This is a genomic window from Nannocystis exedens, from assembly GCF_002343915.1.
Lineage (GTDB): Bacteria > Myxococcota_A > Polyangia > Nannocystales > Nannocystaceae > Nannocystis > Nannocystis exedens.
The window spans coordinates 3,751,326-3,772,033 of sequence record NZ_NETK01000001.1 but is presented as its reverse complement, the minus strand read 5'-3'; the positions used below and the strand labels follow the sequence as shown (position 1 = coordinate 3,772,033).

General features: G+C 71.5%; 12 protein-coding genes. 8 read left to right on the top strand and 4 right to left on the bottom strand.

Annotation, left to right across the window (positions count from 1 at the left end):
- The first annotated feature begins 25 nt into the window (after positions 1 to 25).
- The 5 genes from NAEX_RS14750 to NAEX_RS50170 all read left to right on the top strand — a co-directional run bounded on the left by NAEX_RS14750 (position 26) and on the right by NAEX_RS50170 (position 8,580).
- Positions 26 to 4,747: a tetratricopeptide repeat protein gene (locus NAEX_RS14750; RefSeq protein ID WP_096328132.1), complete on the top strand. Its 4,722-nt coding sequence runs from the start codon at positions 26 to 28 to the stop codon at positions 4,745 to 4,747.
- 137 nt (positions 4,748 to 4,884) lie between these two features.
- A complete protein-coding gene (gene tig, locus NAEX_RS14745; RefSeq protein ID WP_096328131.1) occupies positions 4,885 to 6,243 on the top strand; it encodes a trigger factor in 1,359 nt (452 codons plus the stop codon).
- 192 nt (positions 6,244 to 6,435) lie between these two features.
- The gene (clpP, locus tag NAEX_RS14740) at positions 6,436 to 7,080 is read left to right on the top strand and encodes an ATP-dependent Clp endopeptidase proteolytic subunit ClpP (protein ID WP_096328130.1); all 645 of its coding nucleotides are present in this window, start codon (positions 6,436 to 6,438) and stop codon (positions 7,078 to 7,080) included.
- Positions 7,077 to 8,339 carry an ATP-dependent Clp protease ATP-binding subunit ClpX gene (gene clpX / locus NAEX_RS14735; RefSeq protein WP_096328129.1) on the top strand — a complete coding sequence of 421 codons (1,263 nt, stop codon included), beginning with the start codon at positions 7,077 to 7,079 and terminating at the stop codon, positions 8,337 to 8,339. Before clpP ends, clpX begins: the two co-directional genes overlap by 4 nt.
- A gap of 85 nt (positions 8,340 to 8,424) precedes the next feature.
- Positions 8,425 to 8,580, top strand: a complete 156-nt coding sequence (locus NAEX_RS50170; protein ID WP_170135726.1) for a hypothetical protein — start codon at positions 8,425 to 8,427, stop codon at positions 8,578 to 8,580.
- 174 nt (positions 8,581 to 8,754) lie between these two features.
- Here NAEX_RS50170 and NAEX_RS14730 read toward each other — a convergent pair whose 3' ends face one another.
- On the bottom strand, positions 8,755 to 11,967 hold the full coding sequence (locus NAEX_RS14730) for an MXAN_5808 family serine peptidase (RefSeq protein ID WP_170135725.1): 3,213 nt from the start codon (positions 11,965 to 11,967) through the stop codon (positions 8,755 to 8,757).
- Between the two features lie 206 nt (positions 11,968 to 12,173).
- Here NAEX_RS14730 and NAEX_RS14725 point away from each other — a divergent pair, with 206 nt between their 5' ends.
- The 3 genes from NAEX_RS14725 to NAEX_RS14715 all read left to right on the top strand — a co-directional run bounded on the left by NAEX_RS14725 (position 12,174) and on the right by NAEX_RS14715 (position 15,048).
- Complete coding sequence (locus NAEX_RS14725) at positions 12,174 to 13,307, top strand: RNA polymerase factor sigma-32 (RefSeq protein WP_096328127.1); 1,134 nt, start codon at positions 12,174 to 12,176, stop codon at positions 13,305 to 13,307.
- Positions 13,304 to 14,164, top strand: coding sequence for a 16S rRNA (cytidine(1402)-2'-O)-methyltransferase (gene rsmI, locus NAEX_RS14720; RefSeq protein ID WP_096328126.1), 861 nt, complete (start codon positions 13,304 to 13,306; stop codon positions 14,162 to 14,164). Before NAEX_RS14725 ends, rsmI begins: the two co-directional genes overlap by 4 nt.
- Positions 14,165 to 14,580: 416 nt before the next feature.
- Positions 14,581 to 15,048: a hypothetical protein gene (locus NAEX_RS14715; RefSeq protein ID WP_096328125.1), complete on the top strand. Its 468-nt coding sequence runs from the start codon at positions 14,581 to 14,583 to the stop codon at positions 15,046 to 15,048.
- Between the two features lie 94 nt (positions 15,049 to 15,142).
- Here the strand turns inward: NAEX_RS14715 and NAEX_RS14710 are convergent, their stop codons facing one another.
- From NAEX_RS14710 to NAEX_RS14700, 3 genes are all read right to left on the bottom strand, one after another.
- Complete coding sequence (locus NAEX_RS14710; protein WP_143141207.1) at positions 15,143 to 16,534, bottom strand: hypothetical protein; 1,392 nt, start codon at positions 16,532 to 16,534, stop codon at positions 15,143 to 15,145.
- 409 nt (positions 16,535 to 16,943) lie between these two features.
- Entirely contained in the window at positions 16,944 to 18,452 is a 1,509-nt protein-coding gene (locus NAEX_RS14705) for a sigma-54-dependent transcriptional regulator (RefSeq protein WP_096328123.1), read from the bottom strand.
- Positions 18,453 to 18,497: 45 nt separating this feature from the next.
- Positions 18,498 to 20,606: a sensor histidine kinase gene (locus NAEX_RS14700; protein ID WP_170135724.1), complete on the bottom strand. Its 2,109-nt coding sequence runs from the start codon at positions 20,604 to 20,606 to the stop codon at positions 18,498 to 18,500.
- Between the last annotated feature and the right edge of the window lie 102 nt (positions 20,607 to 20,708).

The following is a 20,708-nucleotide window of genomic DNA, read 5'->3' as shown; positions in this document are numbered from 1 at the left end:
AAGGAAGGCAGGAAGAAGGAGACGGGTGGCGTTCAACCGCGACAAGGCACTGGCAGCCGCTGCGAAGTTCGCGGCGAAGGGGCAGCACGACCGCGCGGCGAAGGAGTACGCGGCGGTCGTCGAAGCTGACCCTTCGGACATCCGTTCATGGCTCCTCTACGCCGACGCCCTGCGGCAGATGGGCGACACCGCCGGCGCGAGCGAGCGGTTCATGTTCGTCGGCAAGCACTACACCGAGGCCGGCGAGCACCAGAAGGCGCTCGCGGTCTACCGGCAGGTGCTGCAGATCGACTCGGGCCGGCTCGACGTGCAGGCCAAGGTCGCCGCGCTTTACAAGGAGCTCGGCCGGATCCAGGACGCCATCGCCACCTACGAGTTCGTGGCCCAGGCGTACTTCCAGAGCGGGCAGATCGCCGAGGGTCTCGAGGGCTTCCGCATGGTCGCCGAGCTCGACCCGGGCGCGGTCGGCAAGCGGCTGCGGCTGGCCGAGCTGTACTCGCGCGAGGGCATGGTGCCGCAGGCGGTCGAGCACTTCCGGCTCGCGGCCGACAAGCTGTTCGCCGACCGCCGGATCGACGACTACATCCGCGTCGCCGAGCGGCTCATCTATCACAAGGAAGACGACCTGCCGGTCCTGCGCTCGCTGGCGCGGATCTACCTGTCGCAGAACGAGAACCGGCGCGCGCTGGTCAAGCTCAACGCGCTGCTGCGCTCGGCCCCCTCCGACCCGGAGGGCCTCGAGCTGCTCGCCGACACGTTCGTCGCGCTGGGCAAGCAGGACAAGTCGGTCAGCGTGCTGCAGGAGCTGGCCAAGGAGCAGCGCAAGGGCGGGCGCAAGGCCAAGGTGCTGGCCGCCCGCGTGCTGCGCAAGGCGATCGCCCTCGGGCCCGAGAACGCCGAGGAGCTCAAGAAGACCGTCGCCGACATCGACGCCGAGATCGCGGCGATGCCGATCGACCCGAAGGATCGCGAAGAGGAGGGGCTCGACATCGACGTCGTCGAGGAGGAGGCCGCGGCGGCGCAGACCGCCACCGACCTCGAGCTCGACGTGGAAGTCGAGGACGTGCCTTCGCGCCCTTTCGCAGGAGTGGGCGCGAACCTGGCGCCCAGCGCGGCGGAGGAGCCTGAGGACAACGTCGGCGACATCGACAAGCTGCTGCTCGAGGTCCGGGTCTACATCAAGTACAAGATGTTCGAGCACGCGCTCGGGCACCTCGACTCGATCTTCGTCCGCGACGCCAGCAACACGCAGGCGCTCGAGCTGCAGGCCTCGATCCTCGAGGCGCTGGGGCGCAATCCCGAGGCCGCCGACACCTACGTGCGGCTGGCCCAGCTGGTCGCCGGCCGCGACCTGAAGATCGCCCGCGACCACCTCGAGCGCGCGCTGCGGCTCGCGCCCAACCACACCAAGGCCGAGATGGTCCTGACGGCGCTCGAGGCGACCGGCAGCCAGCCCGACGAGGCGGCGCCGCTGGTCCGCGGCACCAAGCACGAGCGGCTGGCCGGCGACGCCGAGGCGCCGCCGCCCCAGGCCGGCCAGAGCGGCGCGGGCATGAGCGCGCCGGGCGACTCGGCCCGCCTCGACCTGGCCCCGGAGGTCGCTGCCGACACGTCCGCCGAGGCGGCCGCCGAGGCCCAGGCCGACCTGACCCCGACGCCCGCGCCCGCGCCGCTGCCCGAGGAGCCGAAAGCCGCCGCGGCCGCGCCCGCCGAGGAGCCCGCCCGCGAGACCAGCGGCCTCAAGAACCTGGCGCTCGGCCTGGCCGCGCCCACGTCGCGCGACGAGGGCGACACCTCGGTCAAGACGCCGCTGCCGACCAAGTTCTCGGAGAAGACGCCGCTGCCGCGGTCCGGCAGCGACAAGACGCCGCTGCCGGCCTTCAAGCCGCCGGCCAAGGGGCAGGACACGAAGCAGGCTGTCGCGGAGGACATGTCCGCGGAGACAGCCGCCGACGAGGCCGCGAAGCGCGAGGCGGCGCCGGGCGAGACGTCGAAGGCGGAGGCCGTGAAGGCCGAGACGTCGCAGGCGGAGGTCGTGAAGGCCGAGACGTCGAAGGCAGAGGCCGTGAAGGCCGAGCCCGAGGCGGCGCCGAGCGAGGCCAAGCCCGAGGCCGCGAGCGAGCCGGTCGAGGCCGGCCGCAAGCCGCCGCGGCGTCCGCCCGCCAAGCCGCCGGCCGAGAAGTCGGCCGCCAAGCCGGCGGCGCGCGCCGAGGAGGTCGAGGAGCTCGAGGCCGAGGAGGTCGAGGAGCTCGAGGTCGAGGAGCTCGTCGAGGCCGCGCCCGAGCCGGCGCCGCGCAAGCCGGCGCTGCCCAAGAAGGCGCCGCCGACCCTGGCCCGCCCGCCGCAGCCGCCGCGCAGCGAGAGCGTGGTGACGAAGCGGCCGGAGCCGCCGCGCAGCGAGAGCGTGGTGACGAAGCGGCCGGAGCCGCCGCGCAGCGAGAGCGTGGTGACGAAGCGGCCGGAGCCGCCGCGCAGCGAGAGCGTGGTGACGAAGCGGCCGGAGCCGCCGAAGCCTCCCGTCGACAGCGCCGAGGCCAAGCCCGAGGCCGTCCCGGCGAAGGTCGAAGCTGTCCCGGCGGACAGCTCGCGCGAGGCATTGGTGAAGCCGGAGGCTGTCCCGGCGGACAGCAAGGCCGAGGCGACCGCGAAGCCCGAGGCTGTCCCGGCGGACAGCAAGACCGAGGCGACCGCGACGGACGCGGCGGCCAAGTCGGAGGCTGTCCCGGCGGACAGCTCGAGCGAGGCGACCGCGCAGCCCGCGGCTGTCCCGGCGGACAGCAAGGCCGAGGCGAAGCCCGAGGCTGCCGCGACGGACGCGTCGGCGCAGCCCGAGGCTGTCCCGGCGGACAGCAAGGCCGAGGCGACGGAAGCCGCGACGCCGGCCGCGACCCCGGCTGTCCCGGCGGGCAGCCCGGAGGCCAGGTCCGAAGCTGTCCCCGAGGACAGCTCGCCCGAGGCGTCCGCGCAGCCTGTCCCGGCGGACAGCTCCGCGCAGGCCGAGGCCCCGAAGGCCGCCGCGGACAGCGCCGCGAAGCCGGAAGCTGTCCCGGCGGACAGCTCGACCGCGAGCTCCCAGGTGCAAGCGGGCGAGGCGAAGAGCGAAGCCGGCGCGAAGGCCGAGCCCGCGACCGCCGAGCCCGCGACCGACGCCCCCGCCGGCAAGCCCGAGGTGCCGAAGGCGGAGATCGTCCGGCCGCCCGCCAACCCCAAGTCCGAGGCCGCGGCGAAGCTCCGGGCGATGCGCCTCGGCGGGAAGCCGGCCAAGCCGGTCACCCGCCTCGGCGAGACGAGCCAGCCGAAGCCCGCAGCGACCCCCGCCGCCAAGCCGGCGACGCCGGTCGAGACGAAGCCCGCGGCGCCCGCCGAGGCGAATCCGGAGGCTGCCCGTTCGGACGGCCCGGCTGCCGAGGCGAAGCCGGAAGCTGCCCGTTCGGACAGCCCGGCTGCCGAGGCGAAGCCGGAAGCTGCCCGTTCGGACAGCCCGGCTGCCGAGGCGAAGCCGGAGGCTGCCCGTTCGGACAGCCCGGCTGCCGAGGCGAAGCCGGAAGCTGCCCGTTCGGACGGCCCGGCGAGCGAGCCGCAGCCGGCGGCCGAGGCCGCGCCGACGAGCGAGGCGAAGCCCGAGGCTGCCCGTTCGGACAGCCTGGCCGCAGCAGACGAGGCCAGGCCGGGAGCCGCGGCCGACGGCCAGCCGGCGACCGCCGAGGCGAAGCCCGAGCCTGTCGCTTCGGACAGCCAGGCGCCGACCGGCGAGGTCGAGCCGGACGCCCAGCCTGCCGAGGCCCGGACCCAAGCTGTCCCCACGGACAGCCAGGCCGCAGGCGAGCCGGAAGCAGCCCGTTCGGACAGCCCGGCGGCCGAGCCCGCAGCAGCCCCTGACGACAGCGAGACCAAGTCCGCCGCCGCCGAGGCCGCCGCGCAGCCTGTCCCCGCGGACAGCAAGGCGACCGACCTGCTGAGCGCCGAGCTCGAGGAGCTCGAGGCGGTCGAGGAGATCTCCGCGGAGGAGCCCGCCGCGCCGGCGGACTACCCCGACATCACCGACGAGGTCGAGGAGCTGCGGTTCTTCATCAGCAGCCGCTTCGAGGACGACGCCCAGTTCACCTACCTCGAGCTGCAGCGGCGCTACCCGGGCCACCCGGCGCTCGCCGAATTCGCCGACCGCTTCGCCACCGGCGCCAAGCTCGAGTCGGCCGCCGCGCCGGTGACGATCGAGGACACCCCGCCGCCGGTGGCCGCCGCGCCGGCCGCCGCGGCCACCCCGGGCCGCACCGTCCAGCGCCTCGACGACGAGGAGGACGAGGACGACTTCCTGTCCTCGATCTTCGACGAGCCGTCGCCGGTCAGCCGCAAGAAGTCGTCGCAGCAGCGGGCCGTCGCCACGCTCACCGAGCAGGCCGACGCCCAGACCTACTTCGACCTCGGGATGGCCTATCACGAGATGGGCCTCATCGACGACGCGCTGACCCAGTTCGGCCTCGCCGCCGCCGACAGCACCTGGCAGTCGCGGGCCAAGGTCATGATCGCGGACCTCCGGATCCTCCGCGGCGAGCCGGCGGTCGCCGTCGCCGCCCTGCGCGAGGCGGTCGAGAGCGCCAACGACGAGGACGAGCGTGACGCGGCCCAGTACCGCCTGGCCGAGGTCTACATGACCCTCGGCGACACCGCGGCCGCCGCCCAGGCGCTGCGGGACGTGAGTCCGGGCTACCGCGACCGCGACGAGCTGCTGGCCGAGCACGAGGGCTGACGCAGGGCCGTGCGGCTTGTCACGCCTCCCGGGCGCCCGTCGCCGGCGTCGCGGGCCGGCGTACCGGCGGCCGTGCGCCCGTAGGCTTGTGATCGTGGCGCCCCTCTGGTACTGGACCGTCCCCGCTTTCGCTCGTCATGGAAAGTCAAATCGAGAGGATCAGTGCGGTCGAGTGCCGCGTGCGTGTGCAAATCCCGTGGTCGGAGATCTCGCCGCGGTTCGCCACCAAGCTGCGCGACCTGCAGGGCAAGGCTCGCCTGCCCGGCTTCCGTCCGGGCAAGGTGCCGCCGCACATGCTCGAGCGCATGTTCGGCAAGAGCGTGCGTGAGGAGCTCGCGCGCGAGCTCGTCGACGAGACCTTCCAGGCCGCCGTCACGCAGCACAGCAAGGTGCCGCTGACGCAGCCGGTGCTCGAGGAAGGCACGCTCAACAAGGACGAGACCTTCAAGTACGCCGCGCGCTTCGAAGTCCCGCCGGAGATCACTCCGAAGGACTACACCGGCATCGCCGTCCGTCGCCGCCCCGCCGTCGTCGACGAGGCCAAGGTCGCCGCCGAGCTCAAGGCCAAGCAGGAGGAGCTCACCGAGCTGCGCCCGCTCGCCGAGGGCACCGAGCGCACCACGACCCAGCCGGGCGACGTGTGGACCGTCGACCTCGACGGCCACATCGGCCCGCAGAAGATCGCGCGCAAGGACCTCCGCGTCGACATCGGCGAGACCGAGAACGAGTACATCCCGGGCCTCGCCGCCGCCCTCGCCAACATCACCCTCGACCAGGTCGGCAAGACCCAGGTCGTGCGCTTCAGCCCGACGCAGGAGCGCCTCAAGCAGGAGCTGCGCGGGCACGAGGCGGTGCTGACGATCGGCTTCCGCGACGTCCGCGAGAAGCACGTCCCCGCGCTCGACGACGACTTCGCCCGCGACACCGGCGAGGCCGACAGCCTCGACGCGCTCAAGGCCAAGATCGGCGAGCGCCTGCTCGAGGAGGACAAGAACGAGGCCGAGCGCGACGCCCGCAAGCGCCTCGTCGAGGTCCTGCTCCAGCGCAACACCTTCGAGGTCGCGCCGTCGCTGGTCGCCCGCGAGGTCGCCGCTCAGGTCGACCTGTTCAAGCGCCAGGTCCAGCAGCAGGGCCTCACGCTCCAGCGGCTCGGCGTCACCGAGCAGCAGCTCAGCTCGCAGTACCGGCCCCAGGCGTTGTTCAACGTCAAGGCGTTCCTGCTCCTCGACGCGATCGGCAAGGCCGAGAACATCGTCGTCGCCGAGGAAGAGGTCGAGGCCGAGCTGAAGGAGATGGCCGCCGAGCGCAATCAGAACGTCGATCGCCTGCGCGCGACGATGGAGAAGAACAACCAGCTGCTGCTCCTGCGCGCGCAGCTCCGCGAGGAGAAGATCCTCGACTTCCTGATGAGCAAGGCCGAGGTCACCGAGGCGCCCGATCCGACGCCGGAGGCGCCCGCTGCGTCGGAGTCTAGCGGCGAGACCGCCGCGACCTGACGAACAAGTCGCAGCGCGCGCCGGTGCCGAGCGCGCCGAACGTCGAGCAGGAGCCACCCCCGGGTGGCTCCAGCCGCTTTCTCGATCGCCGGTGAGAAAGTGGTGACGGGCCCGCGCGTTCTGGGGCCTTGCATCGCCGCGGCGAGGCGGTCACGATAGCCGAGACACCTAGAAGGAGCGCGGAGCCGCCGCATGAAGCACCACGAAGACCTGGGCCCGGTCGCAAACATCCCCTTCGTCATCGAGCAGACGCACCGCGGCGAGCGCTCGTGGGACATCTACAGCCGGCTCCTCAAGGACCGGATCATCTTCCTCGGCACCGGGATCAACGATCAGGTCGCCAACGTCGTCATCGCCCAGCTCCTCTTCCTCGAGTCGGAGGACCCGGAGAAGGACATCACGATGTACATCAACTCCCCGGGCGGCGTGGTGACGGCGGGCCTGGGCATCTATGACACCATGCAGCACGTGCGCTGCGACGTCGCCACCTACTGTATCGGCCAGGCGGCCTCGATGGGCGCGGTGCTGGTGGCCGGCGGCGCCCCGGGCAAGCGCTTCGCGCTGCCGAACGCGCGCATCATGATTCACCAGCCGTCGGGCGGCGTGCAGGGGCAGGCCACCGACATCGAGATCCAGGCGCTGGAGATCCGGCGCCTCAAGGCCATCTTGAACGCCATCCTCGCCGAGCACAGCGGGAAGACGGTCGACGACATCCTGCGTGACACCGAGCGCGACAAGTTCATGGACCCGCAGACGGCCAAGAGCTACGGGCTCATCGACGAGGTGCTGAGCCGGCCGCGCAAGGAGCGGCCGACGCCGACGGGGGGGAACCCATGAGCTCCAAGCGCGACAACAACGGCAACCTCAGCTGCTCCTTCTGCGGCAAGTCGCAGAAGGAGGTGAAGAAGCTGATCGCAGGGCCTTCGGTCTACATCTGCGACGAGTGCATCTCGCTCTGCAACGACATCCTCGCCGAGGAGGTCCAGAAAGAGGAGCGGGCCGATGTCAGCGCGAAGATCCCGAAGCCGAAGGACATCCGCAAGGTCCTGGACGACTACATCATCGGCCAGGAGCTGGCGAAGAAGACCATCAGCGTCGCGGTCTACAACCACTACAAGCGCATCAACGCCAAGAAGCTGCCCGACGAGACCGAGCTGCAGAAGAGCAACATCCTGCTCCTCGGGCCGACCGGCTCGGGCAAGACGCTGATGGCGCAGACGCTGGCGCGCATCCTCGACGTGCCGTTCGCCATCGCCGACGCCACCAGCCTGACCGAGGCGGGCTACGTCGGCGAGGACGTCGAGAACATCATCGTCAACCTGCTGCAGAACGCCGACCACGACATCGAGCGCGCGCAGCGGGGCATCGTCTACATCGACGAGATCGACAAGATCGCGCGCAAGGGCGAAAACCCGTCGATCACCCGCGACGTGTCCGGCGAGGGCGTGCAGCAGGCGCTGCTGAAGATCCTCGAGGGCACGATCAGCAGCGTCCCGCCGAAGGGCGGCCGCAAGCACCCGCAGCAGGATTTTCTGCAGGTCGACACGACCAACATCCTGTTCATCTGCGGCGGCGCGTTCGCGGGCCTCGAAGACATCATCGACCACCGCATCAGCGCCAAGACCATGGGCTTCGGCGTGCAGCACGGGCAGAAAAAGGAGCTCCGCCAGTGGGAGCTCCTGCAGCAGGTCCAGAGCGAGGACCTGATGAAGTTCGGCCTCATCCCCGAGTTCATCGGTCGTCTGCCCATCGTCGCCCCGCTGCACGACCTCGACGAGGCCGCGCTGGTCGCCATCCTCACCCAGCCCAAGAACGCGCTGGTCAAGCAGTACGAGCGCCTGCTCGGCATCGACGGCGTCGGCCTCAAGTTCACGGACGGCGCCCTCAAGGCCGTCGCGCAGCGGGCCCGCGCGCAGAAAGCCGGCGCCCGCGGCCTGCGGACGATCCTCGAGCGCGCGATGCTCGACGTGATGTACGAGATCCCCAGCCAGGGCAACATCCGCGAGGTCGTCGTCAACGAGGACTGCATCCTCCAGGGCAAGCAGCCCGTGGTCGTCTATGCCAACGACGGCGAGGTGAAGAAAGAGGCGAGCTGAGCCGCTGCGTCCCGGCTCGCCCGAAGGGCCGCCCGGCACCCGCCGGCGCGGCCCTTCTTCGTTTGGGAACGACCATGAACGTGCGATGAAGGAAGGCGAGGTCTTCGACATCGGCTCGATCAAGCTGGCCGAGAAGAGGTGCTTCGCCGCGTCTTTCCGCGCGGCCGAGGATGTCTCGAAGGACAGGCGCAAAGCTCCGCCGCCTCGCGGCGCCGGCGGTGAGCTTCGCTCGGGCACGTGATCGGTCGCCTCTGCGACAGGCCAAGGGCCGCGTGGGCTCGGGCACGGTCGGGAGACCCGGCCGTCCTCGACCTCGACGCCGCGCGCCGAGGTCGGCGGCGGGCGCCGTCCTCGTCCTCGACGCTGCGCCTCTCCCCGGCCTCGGGTCCGCCGCCGGTCGGACGGGCCGCTCGGGTCACTTCGCCAGCGTGTCGACGCTGAGCTTGCCGCTCGACTTGTGGAGCTCGTTGGAGCGGGCCTCCTCGAGGCCGCTGGTGCGGAGCACCCACATGTGCTTGGCGGCGCTGACGTCGTCGTCTTCGCGGGCGCGGACCTCGATGAAGTTGTTGCCCGGGGTCAGCGGGATGTCGGCGGAGAACTCGAGCTTGCCGTCCTTGGGGTTGGCGGCGGCCTGGTAGAACACCTTTTCGGCCTTGCCGAACAGGTCGCGCGAGGGGTTGACGACGGTGATGAAGACGTCGCGGACGGCCTCGCTGTCGGTGATCGTGCCGCTGACCTTCATGCGCTGGTCGGCGGTCTGGCTCGGGCTCTGGGCCAGGGCGATCCGCGGCGGGCTGATGGCGAACACGTCGGTGACCTTCGGCTTGCCGGCGCGCTCGCCGAGCTTGGCCTGGGCCTCCTTGACGAAGGCGAAGCGCTTGCCGTCGAGGTCGACGCGCAGCCAGCCGTCGGCGCGGCCGGTGACCTTGAGGCCCGAGCCGGGCTCGGCGCGGGCGACCACCTGGTCGGCGGCGAGCGGGCTCTGCACGAGCTCGCAGGTCTTCTCGCAGGCGGCGGTGCCGCTCGCGGGCGCCACCGTGACGGTGCTCTGGGCCAGCGGGAAGTGCAGCTTCTGCGCCAGCGCCACGCCGATCTTCGCGTCGTGGGCCGACAGCTGCAGCTTGACCTCGCCCTCGGCCGGCGCCTTCTTGACCTCGAAGTCGAACTCGACCACGCGGCCGTCGCCGGTCGGCATCGCCTTGAGCTGCTCGCGGCCGGTGTGGAGGAACACCGCGTCGCCGTTCATGTTCTTGAGGTTGACCCAGGCGTCGAGCGCCTGGCCCTCGCCGGTGTTGCGCACGTGGACGCGCAGGCGCACGCGCTCGCCGACCTGCAGCGCGCCGTCGCCGTTGCCGTGGACGTTGGCGCCGGCCCTGGGGTCGTCGAGCAGCTGGTAGGCCAGCGCGAAGTCGGGGCGGGGGATGCCGGCGCTGCTGATGTCGATGAAGCGCTGCGAGTTGGGCGAGACCGTCGAGCCGTGGCGGTCGAACAGCTGCAGCTCCATGCGGTCGGTGCGCGACAGCTCGTGCTCGCTGACGTTGATCTTCGCGGTCGCGGTGCGCGTCTGCCCGGGGTCGATGCGGCCGAGCAGCAGCTCGCGCTCGTCGAAGTACGAGTAGTCGGAGTCGGTGAAGGCGCGGACCTGGTAGGCCGGCGCGGTGCCCTCGTTGGTGACGCTGACGGTGACGATGCCCGTCTCGCCGGCGAGGACGGTGTTGTCCTTCTTGTCGGTCTTGACGGTCATGCGCAGCACGGCGCTCTTGCCGGCCTCCGGCGCGGTGCCGGGGCTCCAGTCGATGCCGCGCTTGGCGAACGCCTCGGTCAGCCGCTTCTCCTCGAGCGCCGTCTCCTTGGCGACGAAGTCGCCGATCTTCGCCAGGATCGCGTCGCGGTTCGCCGACGGCGCCCACACCACCAGGTCGCGGGCCATGCGGATCTCCGGGTCCTCGAGCAGCGCCTCAGGCGTCAGGTTGCCGGCCTTGTCGGTCTTGGCCGCGCGCGCCTTGTCGCGCTCCTTCTGCTTGGCGGCCTCGGACTTGTCTTCGCTGCCCTCGTCGTCGGGCACCACGGCGTTGCTGAGAAAGTAGAGCGGGCCGGCGGTGATCTTCTGCGACGGGTCGGCCTTGGTCGAGGTGAGGTGCGAGGCCAGCGACTCCTCGCGTACGAGGTCGAAGCGCTTGCGGCCGTGGTAGGCGACGAAGTCCTTGGTGACGACGACCGGCAGGGTCTCCAGATCGGGGCTGACGCCGACCGACTGGATCGAGACGTCGCCGGGGGTGAGGTACTGGGCGATCGTCAGCTTGAGCGCGAGCTCCTTGTCGGCGACCTTGCGGTCGTGCAGCACCTGCACCGAGCCCTTGCCGAAGGTGCGGCGGCCGAGCAGGACGGCGCGGCCGAGGTTGCGCAGGGCGCCGGCGACGATCTCGGTCGCGCTCGCCGAGCCCTGGTCAATCAGCACCACCACCGGCACGTCGGCGAAGTCGTAGCGGTCGTCGGCGGTGAGGTCCTCGCGTGGGGCGCCGGGGCCGACGGTCGAGACGATCACGCCCGACTTGAGGAACGCGTCGGCGACCTCGACCGCGGCGGTGAGCAGGCCGCCGGGGTTGTCGCGCATGTCGAGGACGATGCCGCGCACGCCGGCCTTCTCGAACTCGGCCAGCTTGGCCCGCAGCTCCTTGCCGGTGGTCTGGGCGAAGTTGCGGTTGATCTGGACCAGGCCGACCTTGACCGGCTGACCCTCGTTGTTGACGCCCGGCAGCACGGTGCCGGTGACGCTGTCGAGGGTGATGACGTCGCGGGTGATGCGGAAGCGCTTCGGCTTGTCGACGCCCTCGCGGCGGATGTGCAGCGCCACCGCGGTGCCGGGCTCGCCGCGCATGTGGTCGACTGCCTCGTTGAGCGTCATCGTCACCGTCGACTCCTCATCGATCTGGACGATCCGGTCGCCCGACTCGATGCCGGCCTTGGCCGCCGGGTTGCCGTCGATCACGCGGATCACCGTGATCATCCCGTCGCGCATGCCGACCTCGATGCCGAGCCCGCCGAAGCTGCCCTTCGTGCTGGTCTTCATGACGTCGAACTCGTCGGGCCGCAGCAGGTTGGTGTGCGGATCGAGCGTGCCGAGGACGCCCTCGACGATCGCGTACTCGGCGTCGCGTCGGTCGTCCTCCGTCAGGGCGGTGTGGCGGGCGATGAAGCGGAACACGTCGCGCACGTGGGTGCCGACGGCCCACAGCGCGTCGACGCTGCCGAGCTCGAACTCCTGCTCGGCGGTGCCGACGCGGACCTTGACCCGCGTGGCCTTCTTGCCGCCGCCGAGCGGCTCGACCAAGACCTGCGGGATCGCCTGCTCGAGGCCCTCCAGGCCGGCGATCGTCATCCGGTGGGGGTCGATGCGCTCGGGCTCGACGTAGTACTTGGCGACGTACCAGAGGGTCCAGTCGAGGATCCGCAGGTCGGTGGCGTCGTAGGTCTGGGCGGCGGCGCGGGCCGGGGCGCGCGCCTCGCTGCGCTGGGCCAGCGCCTCGCTGTCCTGCACGGCGGTGAGCCCGAGCGCCAGGGCGAAGGAGCCGAAGACGATGGCCGGGGTGGAGGCCCGGCCGAGTCGACCACGAAGCGGAGCGATCACGATCGCCAGTGTAGTGGGGGGAATCTGCGATGGCCACCGCGAGGCAGCCGGGCGCGTGTAGGCGGGCCGGCGCCGCGCGGTGCCGGCGCAGCGGTACGGCCGAAACCGCCGGCAGGTCCGCGGGGTCGCCTCCCGGAGGTCGCGCACGGGCGAACCTCCGCCGACCTGTCAAAGATGGCGAGCGGCGGCGTAGACTCCGCCCCGGCATGTCTCAACCGAAGCGCAGCTCGCCCGAGAAGTCCCCGCGCAAGGCGCCGGCGGTCGTCGATGTCGAGGCGCCCGCCGACAAGGCCCTGCCCGTGAAGGCCACGCCGGTCGCCCCAGAGCCCGAACCGCGCGACGACGACGAGGAAGACGCGGAGGTGCTGGCCGAGACCGAGCCGGCGACCGACGCCGAGCTCGACCTCATCGAGGCCGAGATCGGGGTCCGCTCCGCCGATGCGCAGACCCAGGCCGCGCCGACCACCGCGCTGGTGCGCCGCGACCCGATGGGCCAGTACATGGCCGAGGTCCGCCGCCACCCGCTGCTGACGCGCGAGGAGGAGCACGCGCTGGCGGTGCGGTGGGTCGAGCAGGGCGACGCCGAGGCGGCCAAGCAGCTGGTGACGTCCAACCTGCGCCTGGTGGTGAAGATCGCCCACGAGTACAAGCGCGCCTACCAGAACCTGCTCGACCTGGTCCAGGAGGGCAACGTCGGCCTGATCCAGGCGGTCAAGAAGTTCGACCCCTACCGCGGGGTCAAGCTCTCGACCTACTCGGGCTGGTGGATCCGCGCCTACATCCTCAAGTTCATCCTCAACAACTGGCGGCTGGTGAAGATCGGCACCACCCAGAACCAGCGCAAGCTGTTCTTCAACCTGCGCAAGCAGGTCGACCGCCTCAAGCAGGCCGGCGTCGACCCCACGCCCGAGCGCATCGCCGCCGCCCTCGACGTCAGCGAGGCCGAGGTCATCGAGATGGACCGCCGCCTGTCGGCGCCCGACATGTCGCTCGACGCCCCGCTCACCGGCGGCGGCGACGAGGACGACGGCCGCACGCGCATGGACATCATCGAGGACAGCAGCGACGACCCCGAGGTCGAGGTCGAGTCGACCGAGTTCAAGGACATCCTCCACGCCAAGCTGCGCCGCTTCGGGGCGACGCTGTCGGGCCGCGAGCTCGAGATCTTCCGCGACCGCATCGTCGCCGACGAGCCGATCACGCTGCAGGAGCTCGGCGACCGCTGGGGCGTCAGCCGCGAGCGCGCGCGGCAGCTCGAGAAGCGCATGGTCCTGCGCCTCCGCGAGTTCCTCCAGGCCGAGCTCGGCGACGCGGTCCAGATCGCGCTGGGTCACGAATGAGCGCCGAGGCGCCGGGCAAGCTGGTGCTGGTCGGCACGCCGCTCGGCAACCGCGGCGACCTCAGCCCGCGCGCCCGCGAGGCGATCGTCGGCGCCGACGTGCTGTTCTGCGAGGACACGCGCAGCCCGCTGCGCCTGCTCGGCGAGGGGGCGACGCTGCCGCCGCGGATCAGCTGCTTCGTCGCCAACGAGGGCGAGCGGGTGGCGCTGCTGCTGGAGAACCTCGAGCGCGGCAAGGTGGTCGCGTACGTGTCGGAGGCGGGGCTGCCGGTGTGGAGCGACCCGGGCCTGCGCCTGGTCCAGGCGGCGGTCGAGGCCGGCTACCCGGTCGACGTGGTCCCGGGGCCGACGGCCGCGGCGGTGGCCCTGTGCCTCAGCGGCCTGCCCGCCGACGACGTGCGGTTCCTGGGCTTCCTGCCGCGCGGCGGACCGGAGCGGGCCGAGCGGCTCGAGTCGATCGCCCGCGAGCGCGGGACGGTGCTGCTCTACGAGGCCGGCAACCGGGTCCCGGCCCTGCTGCGCGACCTGGCGGCCGCGCTACCCGACGCCGAGAGCCGGCGCGTGGCCATCGGCCGCGAGCTGACCAAGCAACATCAAGAGGTCCTGCGTGGCTCGCTGGCCGAGCTCGCGCAGACCGTCGACGAGGCGCTGCGCGGCGAGGTGACGCTGGTGCTCGCCGGGACGCACGTGGAGGCGACCGGCGACCCGGCGCAGGAGGCGGCGCGGGCGCTGTGGCAGCTGGTGTGCGACCCCGGGCTGAAGCCGCGCGAGAAGGCCAAGCAGATCGCCGCGCTCACCGGGCTCGAGGCGCGAGCGATCTACGAGCAGCTCGGGGCGCTCCGCCGCGGCGGCGAGTGAGCTCGTCGGTCTCGACGAGCGCCGCGCGGGCGAGGCGACGCCGCCCATGATCGCCGGGTCGTTGGGATGTCCGGCGACCGCGATGCGCCGGTCGAGGCCGATGCAGGGGCGCGGCGTCGAGCTCGAATCCGACAAATGCATGGCGGATCGTTTGCGCGCTGGATGACGATCGCGCTGGGCGCGGGACGGTCGGTGTTGCCGTAAGCGCCGCGATGCTCTACCAGGATATACGCGTACGCCTGGTCGCCACCAGGGCCCGCGCATCCATGCACCCGACGCGCCCCGTAGCGCTCGCTGCGTTGCAACCGGCCCCCAGCCAGGTCGCCCGCGAATCGGCCCCGCCCTGGCCTCCGCCGGCCCTGCGGGTCCCATCCGTTCCGCCGCCGTTTTCGGACCGGCCCGCCAATAACTTCATCATGGCGTTCGCATTCGCCGGGCTCGCCGTGATGACCGACGTTCCAGTGCTCATCGGCCTGCTCGCGGTGGGCAGCGGCGGGATGCTGATCGTGGCGATCCGCTCGCTGGCAGCGGCCTTGCGCGAGCGTCCCGCGCAGCTCTCGGCGCACGCCGAGCACAGCCGGCGCGCACAGCTGACCTGGGCGAGGATCGTCGGTGCGGAGATCGTCGGCGAACGGCGCGGCAAGCACGGGGTCCTGGTCAAGTACGAGATCGCGGTCCAGCTCGAGGTGTGGCCGGGGACGAACGCGAACGACCCGCACGGCCCGACCGTCCCGGCCCCGGTCTCGCATCACCTCGTCGCGCCGGCGAGCGTAAGCGCGAGCGTGGTGCCCGGCGCCTACCTCGGGGTGCTCCACGATCCCGTCGAGCGCCGCGTCGTGGTGCAGAGCCTCGTCACCCGCGACGGCGCCCAGTTCCCACTCTGACGTGGCGGCTCGAGCGGCACCGACAGCGCCCGTTTAAACGAACATGTCCGGGCGGCTATGGCCGTCCGGACATGTCTGAGAGGGCAGCTTCGGCTCAGAAGGTCAGCAGGAAGCGGAAGTAGCCCATGGCGCCGAACACGTCGCCGATCGCGTAGCGGCGGCCGACCTGGTCGATCACGTCGCGGCGGACCGGGTTGATCTCCTCCGGCCGGTCGACGAGGTTGGTGTCGCCGCCGAGCTGGGCCTTGCCGCGGCTGGCCGCGGTGATGAGGTGGCGGGTGTCGGTGGTCAGCGTGGTGCCGATCATCAGCATCGCGTACTTGCTGAGCTGGGCGTGCAGCGCGATGTTGAGGCCGAAGGTGGCGAAGTCCTGGATGTTGGTGATGCCGTTGAAGCGCTGGCAGCCGCCACCGCCGGCGCGGCCCGTGACGCCGGAGTTGCCCAGCGGGTCGCCGTCCTGCGGGTTGTCCTTGGCGTACTGGATCACGCTGTCGACCGCGCCGCGGTCGCACTCGAGGCCGGCCTGGCCGGGCTGGTAGGTGCCGACCAGCGCCGGGCTGTCGGCGAACAGCTCCCACGCCTCGCTGTAGCCGCGGCCGCCGTACTTGAGCATCGCCAGGCCGCGCAGGTTGAGCGCGACCTTCTGGCCCTTGGCCTTGCGCTCGAACGGCACGATCTCGGTGCCGAACGACACGCCGACGTTGGACTGCGGGTTGACGCGGTCCTGCGTCGGGCCGTAGTTCTTGAACTCGGAGTTGTTGGCGCGGATGGCCTGGTACCACCACGCGGTGAAGAACGGGTCGAGGAAGCGGTAGCGGCGCGACAGGGCGGTCCACACGCCGAGCTCGTGGGTGCCGCGGCCGACGCGGTGGTTCCCGGCCGGGTCGGCGTCGACGGTGTCGCGCGAGAAGGTCATCGGCTTGCCGACGGCGAACCGACCCTCGAGGCCGAGGACCCACTTCGGCATGTGCGACAGCCGGTCCTGGTTCAAGATGCCGATCTTCAGGCCGACGATCAGCTGGTCGAGGCCGTAGCGGTTGGCGCCCTTGAAGATCGTCTCGGTGCCCATGCCGCCGAACGCGCCGAACGGGCTGGCCGCGTTCATCGCGTTGAAGCCGTCGCGCGGGATGATGCCGTCGCGGATCGTCGTGCTGTTGTCGTGGCGGACGCACGTGGCCGGGTTGGTGCCGCTGGCCTCGTCGGCGTACACGCAGGGCTCGGCCTTCTGGTCGAAGCCGTAGGTCCGCTGGTCGCTGACGACGATCGGCAGGGCCGCGTAGATGGCGAGGTCCTTGTAGAGACCGATCTCCATCGTCGGCGTGACCACGTGCCGCATCTGCCGGTACAGCAGGTCGCGCACCATGGTGCTCTTCGGGTTGTTCGGGTCGCTCCACTCGCGGAGGATCGCCGCCTGCTTGAAGTTGAAGTCGTAACCGACCCCGAAGTGGAAATCGAACTTGTTGTCGCCGTCGAAGGAACTCGCCACTCGCGTGACCTCCGCGGCGTTGGCCGTGGGGACACCGAGAGCGACCGCGCCGAGAAGGGTCAGGACGGGCAGGAGGCGGCACAGTTTCCGCATAGGGAGCACCTCAAGAGGGGTCGCTGCACGCTACCAGCGCGCGGGCGGCAGCGTCAACATTCCTGGGCCGAAGCGGCCGGGCCAGCCACGATCCCGACCCCGATTGCGGCACCGCAAGCCTCGTATACCGCGGTGAAAAACCCGGGCGCAGGGACCCTTTGACGCGGCCTCGACCACGTTTCCGGCCGCCCGGCGGCCGCGAACGGCCTCGCAGGCGTCGCGGAGCCCGCGCGGCGGGCTCGGGCGCGGCGTGCGGCCGTGTGGGCGAGATCTGCTGTGATCGCTGCCTCGCCCGGCCTCGGCTTCGGGGGTCGCCTCAACTCGCCGGCTGCGGCGGCGGCCCCTTCGGCCCGCCGTCGTCGGGGCTCTCGCGCAGGCCGAGCTCCTTCATCTTGGACTGCAGGCTGCGACGGCTGATGCCGAGGGCGCGGGCCGAGCGGGTGACGTTGCCGTCGGTCTTGGCCAGCGCCTCGCGGATCAGCGCCTCCTCGACCAGCCGCGAGCCGGCCTTGACCGCCTCCTTGAGGTCCTGCCCCAGGCTCGACAGCGGCAGCCGGATCTGTCGGTCCCCCGGGTCGGTCAGGCGCGTGCTCGATTCCGCGGCCGCCGGCGCGCTCGCGCCCGCCTCGCCGGCGTAGGCGTCCGGCAGGTCGTCCTCGTCGATCAGCGGCCCCGAGGCGAACAGCACCATCCGCTCCATCAGGTTCTCGAGCTCGCGGATGTTGCCCGGCCACGGGTAACGCTCGAGCGCCGCCAGAGCCGCCGGGGTCAACCCCTGCACGGTCTTGCCGAGGCGCTCGTTGCAGCGCTGCACGAAGTGCGAGACGAGGAACGGCAGGTCCTCGAGCCGCTCGCGCAGCGCCGGTAAGTGGATCGGCACGACGTTGAGCCGGTAGTACAGGTCCTCGCGGAACTGGCCGTCGCGGATCAGCTCCTCGAGGTTGCGGTTGGTGGCCGCGATCAGCCGCACGTTGACGTGCAGGGTCTTGACGCCGCCGACGCGCTCGAACTCCGACTCCTGGATCGCGCGCAGCAGCTTGACCTGGATCTCCTTGGGGATCTCGCTGACCTCGTCGAGAAAGAGGGTGCCGCCGTCGGCCAGCTCGAAGCGACCGGCGCGCGAGCTGACGGCCCCGGTGAAGGCGCCGCGCTCGTGGCCGAAGAGCTCGCTTTCGACCAGACCGCCGGGGATCGCGGCGCAGTTGACCTTGATGAACGGCTGGCTGCGCCGCGCCGAGCCGAGGTGCAGCGCGCGGGCCACCAGCTCCTTGCCGGTGCCGCTCTCGCCGGCGATCAGCACGGTCGACGGGCTGGCCGCGACGGTGGCGACGATCTCGCGGATCGTCTGCATCGACGGCGAGCGCCCGACCATGCCGGCGGCGGCGCACGGGTCGGCGATCTCGCCGGGCGGCGGGCTCGGCTGGACGCTCGGCCCGCTGCGCTCGCGCGTCGTGATCGCCTTCTGCACGATCTGGTGGATCTGGTCCTTGTCGAACGGCTTCTCGAGGTAGTCGAAGGCCCCGAGCTTGACCGCCTCGACCGCGCTGTCGATGCTGCCGTGCGCCGTCAACAGGATCACCGGCAGCCCGGGCTCGTGCACCTGCAGCGCCTTGAGCAGACCCATGCCGTCGAGGTTGGGCATGCGCAGGTCGGTGATCACGACGTCGAAGGTCCCCGGCGGCGCGGCCCGCACCCGCGCCAGCGCGGCGGCGCCGTCGTTCTCGGCGTGGACCTCGAAGCCGAGCTGCTTGAGCAGCGCGCCGAGGACCTTGCGCAGGTTGGGTTCGTCGTCGACGAGGAGGATCCGGTGTTGTACTTGGGACAAGATGAACCTGTCTGAAGGGGCAGATTGAGACTCGAGCAGGAGAACTCAGGTCGGCGCCTCGGCGCGCGGCTGGGCGTACACGGGCAGGACGATCGTGAACTGGGCGCCCCCGCCCTCGGGGGCGCTGACCTCGATGAGCCCGCGGTGATTCTCCACGATCCGCTGGCTGATGGGCAGCCCCAGGCCGGTGCCCGCCGCCTTGGTGGTGTGGAACGGGACGAACAGGTTGGCCAGCGCGCCGGGGGCGAACCCGGGCCCGTTGTCGCGGACCGTGAGGGTCACCGCGTCGCCGCTGCCGAGCCCGTGCCGGCGCAGGCCGAGCGACACGAACACCCGCCCCGGCGGGCTCTGACCGGCCAGCGCGTCGAAGGCGTTGCGCAGGAGGTTGAGCAGGACCTGGCGCAGCGCCTCGGCGTCGCCGCGGACCGGCGGCAGGTTCGCAGCCTGGGTGACGGTGACCCGCCCGCGGGCGTCCTCGTCGAGCAAACGCAGGGTGGTGACGACGACCTCCCCGAGCACGACCGGCCCCATCTGCCCGGTGAAGGGCCGCGAGTAGGTGAGGAATTGGGTGACGACGCGGTTGAGCCGCTCGACCTCCTCGACGATCACGCCGAGGAACTCGCGGGTGGTCGGGTCGGCGTTCTGCAGCCCGGGCTCGACGACCTGGACGGCGCCCTTGATCGCGCCCAGGGGGTTGCGGATCTCGTGGGCCAGACCCGCGGCCATCTCGCCGAGCGCGGCCAGGCGGTCGCGCTCCTTGCGCTGCTCGTAGACGGTCGAGTTCTCGATCATCACCGCCGCCTGGGCCACCACGCCCTCAAACAGCTCGACCTCCTCGCGCGAGAACGGCTCGAGCAGGCGCTCGTCGTCGACGAAGAGGACGCCGAGCAGGTGCAGCCGCGGCGGCCCGCCCTCGAGCTGCTCGCCCGCGAGGCCGCGGATCGGCAAGGCGAGGCTGGCGCCGACCTCGGCGAAGGTGTCGAGGCACTCGTCGAGCTCGGCCTTGAGCTCGTTGTTGGCCCGCTCGCGCTGCCGCTCGAGCACGTCGCGGAGGAGCGGGCCGCTCTGGCGCATGCGCTCGAGCAAGGGCCGCCGGGTCGCCAGGTCGAGGCTGGACGGCGGCGTGGGCGCGCCGGTGTGCCCGCGCAGCCGCAGCGCCGAGCCCTGGCGGTCGAGCAGGAACAGCGAGGCCCGGGTGACGCGCTCGGATCCGCGCAAGGTGTTCATGACGACGCGGACCATCTCGTCGGGGTCGATGAGGTTGACGAGGCGCCGGCGCAGGCGGTCGAGCAGGGCCCGCAAGATGGTGCGGTCGTGGAACAGCCAGCTCTCGAGCCGGCGATCGAGCTCGGTGCGCAGCGGGTCGATCAGCACGAGCACGGCGAACGAGGCGAGGAGGGTGTTGAAGACCAGCAGCATCGGCTCGCCGGCGAAGGTCCACGGGACCCACAGCACCAGCGCGGCGTAGACGGCCGTGACCGTGATGACGAGCAGCGTCATGCTGGCGATCCGCGCGAGGATCTCCGGCAGGTCGAGCAGACGCTCGCGCGTCAGCGTCTGGGCCATGAAGTACAGGTAGACGGCGGTGGCGATCGGGCCGATGACGGGGATGCCCGGCTGCCCGAGCGCGAGCGCGATCAAGGCGGCGTAGAACAGGTAGCGCAGGCGCGGGCCGGCAGCCGTGCCCTCGGCGGCGCGAGCGGCTCGCCACATCCGCATGACGGCGAAGAACAGGCCGCCGACGACGTAGGTCATGATGCTGATGTCGACGACGACCCACCACGGCTCGTCGGCGAGCTGCGGGAAGACGAGGGCGATGACCTGCAGCACCAGCAGGACGCCGAGCAGCGGCCCCTGCAGCGGGTTGCGCCCCGGGGCCGGGCCGGCCGCGGGGAAGAAGCCCGAGAGGAAGCGGTCGGCCATCAGCGGCAGCAGCAAGCTCAGGGTGTCGGCCACCCACTGCGAGCGCGGCAGGCTCGGCAAGCCGGCGAAGAAGCGCGCGAGGTGGAACAGGCACAGGCTGAGGCAGAAGGCGAAGAAGCGCGAGAACTGCAGCCGCGAGCGGTCGCGCAGGTAGACGCTGATGCCGATCGCGGCGGCCACGGCGGCGGCGAGCAGCGAGCTCAGACTGGCGTAGAGGTTCGACCCGGACACGCGGCGCAGATGGTAGCAGCGCGCCCGCGAGGCGAGTCGGTGGAACGGACTTTCGCGCCCCTGCCGCAGGCGGCGCCGGATCGCCGCCGAAGCCGCGCGGAT